4 protein-coding genes are annotated in these 2,991 nt (G+C 58.0%); all 4 read right to left on the bottom strand.

Annotation, left to right across the window (positions count from 1 at the left end; translation table 11 throughout):
• Positions 1 to 461: PH domain-containing protein (locus ACIQ5B_RS10760; RefSeq protein ID WP_397599010.1), on the bottom strand; the 461-nt coding region annotated here is incomplete at its 3' end.
• A complete protein-coding gene (locus ACIQ5B_RS10755) occupies positions 458 to 931 on the bottom strand; it encodes a PH domain-containing protein (protein WP_395629018.1) in 474 nt (157 codons plus the stop codon). The genes ACIQ5B_RS10755 and ACIQ5B_RS10760, both read right to left, overlap by 4 nt.
• A 73-nt stretch (positions 932 to 1,004) precedes the next feature.
• Entirely contained in the window at positions 1,005 to 2,003 is a 999-nt protein-coding gene (locus ACIQ5B_RS10750; RefSeq protein ID WP_183941741.1) for a nitronate monooxygenase family protein, read from the bottom strand.
• 40 nt (positions 2,004 to 2,043) lie between these two features.
• Positions 2,044 to 2,991: aspartate kinase (locus tag ACIQ5B_RS10745; protein WP_397599009.1), on the bottom strand; the 948-nt coding region annotated here is incomplete at its 5' end.

Here is a 2,991-nt window from a genome sequence, read left to right as displayed (position 1 = left end):
ATTAAAGCGCGCAGGCGGTTTGCTTCCTCCAATGTGACGAAACTCAGTTTCGCATCGTCGCCATCGCCGCCGCCGGTTTCAAACTTGACCTCACCCAAACCCATCATGCGGGCGAGCGGTTTTTGTTCGATGCTGACATCCTGAATACGCTCATAGGGGATGGAGCGCGCCGTCCGGTTCAAAATCCCTTTCTCGACACGAATGTCGTGTTCGCCGACGAAATATTGAAACCGCAGCCATGCCAACCAGCGGAAGAACAGGCTGAATAAAAGAACAACCGCGATGACGATGGGAATGAGAACCGGATTGTCGGCTTTTCGGACACCGAAGATCGCGGCGACCATCGGAAACACCAACTGCGGAAGGCCGGAGACAAAGCCCACCAGCAAGCCGCTAATATGCAGCCGTTCGCCATCGCCAGCAGGCGTCAGGTCCTCGGCCGCATCAACGGTTTCGTTCACAAGCTGTCCTGCCGGATCGCGGCGCGAATGGCCTCTCGCATCGCCAGCGCGTCGGCATTGGCCAGACCGGGCAAGGCAACTTTGCTGTTGTGGTTGCCCGCCGTATGTACCGTCAGCGTGGCGAGGCCGTAGCGCCGGTCAATTGGCCCTTGGTCAACATCAATATGCTGGATGCGCCCGAACGGGACGATGGTATCGCGATAAAACATGTAACCGCGCACAATGCGCAGCCGGTCGGTGCCCATATCATAGCCCCAATGCCGATATTTGCGTGCCGGGACGGTGAACGCGACAAAGACATAGAAAAGCAGCATCGGCACGATGAAGCTGCCCGGAGGGGCGGCTTGCGCAACCTCAAGCACGCCTGCACCAATGACAAAGGGCAGCAATCCAATCGCTGTCGCAATGCGTGTCGTGGTCACGAAAGCGGGGTCGAGCGGGGTGAGTTCCGTCGCGATATTTTCAGTCATGGCACCGATATGCGCACGCTGTGTTGCGTTGGCAAGACGGTTAACGATATCCCCGATAGGGAAAGTTACAGACCTAACGCGCCAGCGCGGTGTTCGCTTCGTCGACCAGCTTGGCGATGATGTCGACCACGGGCCGTTCGACATGAACCATACCAACCGACTGGCCGGCCATGACCGAGCCATATTCAACATCGCCGTCAATCACCGCGCGGCGCAATGCCCCTGCCCAATATTTTTCAATCTCAAGCTGTGCCGTTTCCATGTCGATTTCGCCGCGGTCAAGCATTGCGGCAACCTCGACCTGTTTCTTGGTGAACTCCTCAGTGCCCTTGTTCTTCAGCGCGCGGACAGGAATGACGGGCAAACGCGGATCAATCTGGACGCTGGCGACCGCATCGCGGGCATTGGCGCGCAGGAACGCAGCCTTGAAATTCGGATGTGCAATGCTTTCATGCGCGCAGACGAACCGCGTGCCTAATTGCACACCCGCCGCGCCCATTTCGAGATAGCTTGCAATCGCGCCGCCACGGGCAATGCCACCCGCGACAAAAATGGGCAGCTGTTCGCCCAGCTCTGGCAGGATTTCCTGCGCCAAAACGCTCGTTGCCACGGGGCCGATATGCCCGCCTGCCTCACTGCCCTCGATAACCAGCGCATCCACGCCGGACCGCGCAAATTTCTTCGCGAGCGTCAGCGCAGGGGCAAAGCAGATAACTTTCGCGCCGAACGCCTTGATCGCCTCAATGCTGCCCTTGGGCGGCAATCCACCCGCGAGTACGACATGGCTCACGTCATATTTCGCGCACACATCAATCAGTTCCATGATTTGCGGATGCATGGTGATCAGGTTCACACCGAATGGCTTGGACGTCAGCGCCTTCGTGGCGGCAATTTCCGTATCCAGCAATTCGGGCGTCATCGCCCCGCACGCAATCACCCCAAAACCTCCAGCGTTAGAGATAGCCGACACAAGGTTCCGCTCGGAAACCCAAGACATCGCACCACACATAATGGCGACGTCGCAGCCAAGGAATTCCGTGCCGCGTTGCATGAGGTGTTGAAGTTTGGTCATAGCGCTCTCTTATCGGTCGCTAGTTGGCAATGAAAGCGGTTTACTCAGCATCCAACCCATAAGCGGTGTGCAACACGCGCACGGCCAGTTCGGTTTCGTCCTCGTCGATCAAAACCGAAACCTTAATTTCGGAGGTCGAGATCGCCTGAATGTTGATCTTGCGGTCGGCCAAGGAGCTGAACATCGTTGAGGCAACACCTGCGTGGCTTTTCATACCGACGCCGACGACGGAAATCTTGGTCACCTTTGTATCGGGGATCAGGCGGTTGTAGCCGATGGAATCGCGACGGTTTTCCAAGATGTCGGTGCAGCGCACAAGGTCCGCCTGTGGGCAGGTAAAGGTCACGTCGGTCTCGCCTTTGTCGCGGCCGACATTTTGAATGATCATGTCGACGTTGATATTTGCGTCGGCAAGCGGCGAGAAGATGTTCGCCACCGCGCCCGGACGGTCGGGCACGCGCGTGAGGGTGATCTTCGCCTCATTCTTGTCGGCGGCAATTCCGGTGATCAGTTGGCGTTCCACTTGATACTTCTCCAATTCTGCGTCGGTCACAATCATCGTGCCGGGGATACTGTCTGCGTCAGGCGCGCTTTCATCAACGAATGACGACAGCACTTGCACGCGCACGCCTTCCTTCATCGCAAGGCTGACCGAACGGGTCTGCAAAACCTTTGACCCGACTGATGCCAGTTCAAGCATTTCTTCGTAGGTCACGGCCTTCAGCTTACGTGCGCGGGCCACGATGCGCGGGTCAGTGGTGTAAACGCCATCAACATCGGTGTAGATATCGCAGCGGTCGGCCTTCACCGCAGCGGCCACGGCGACCGCAGAGGTGTCAGACCCCCCGCGACCCAAGGTGGTGATGCGGTTATCATCGGTCAGGCCCTGAAATCCCGGAATGACGGCGATATTGCCCGCCTTCATAGACGCCAGCAATTCGTCGGTGTCAATCGAACCAATGCGCGCCTTGGCATGCGCGCTGTCGGT

The sequence above is a fragment of the Sphingorhabdus sp. genome (assembly GCF_044374345.1).
Lineage (GTDB): Bacteria > Pseudomonadota > Alphaproteobacteria > Sphingomonadales > Sphingomonadaceae > Sphingorhabdus_B.
Note: the sequence above shows the minus strand (reverse complement) of the source record. Positions and strands in the feature narration are given on the sequence as shown.

Excerpts from the sequence above, each read along its gene's own strand:
- ACIQ5B_RS10755 (WP_395629018.1), bottom strand. The coding sequence starts at position 931 with ATGACTGAAAATATCGCGACGGAACTCACCCCGCTCGACCCCGCTTTC.
- ACIQ5B_RS10750 (WP_183941741.1), bottom strand. The coding sequence starts at position 2,003 with ATGACCAAACTTCAACACCTCATGCAACGCGGCACGGAATTCCTTGGC.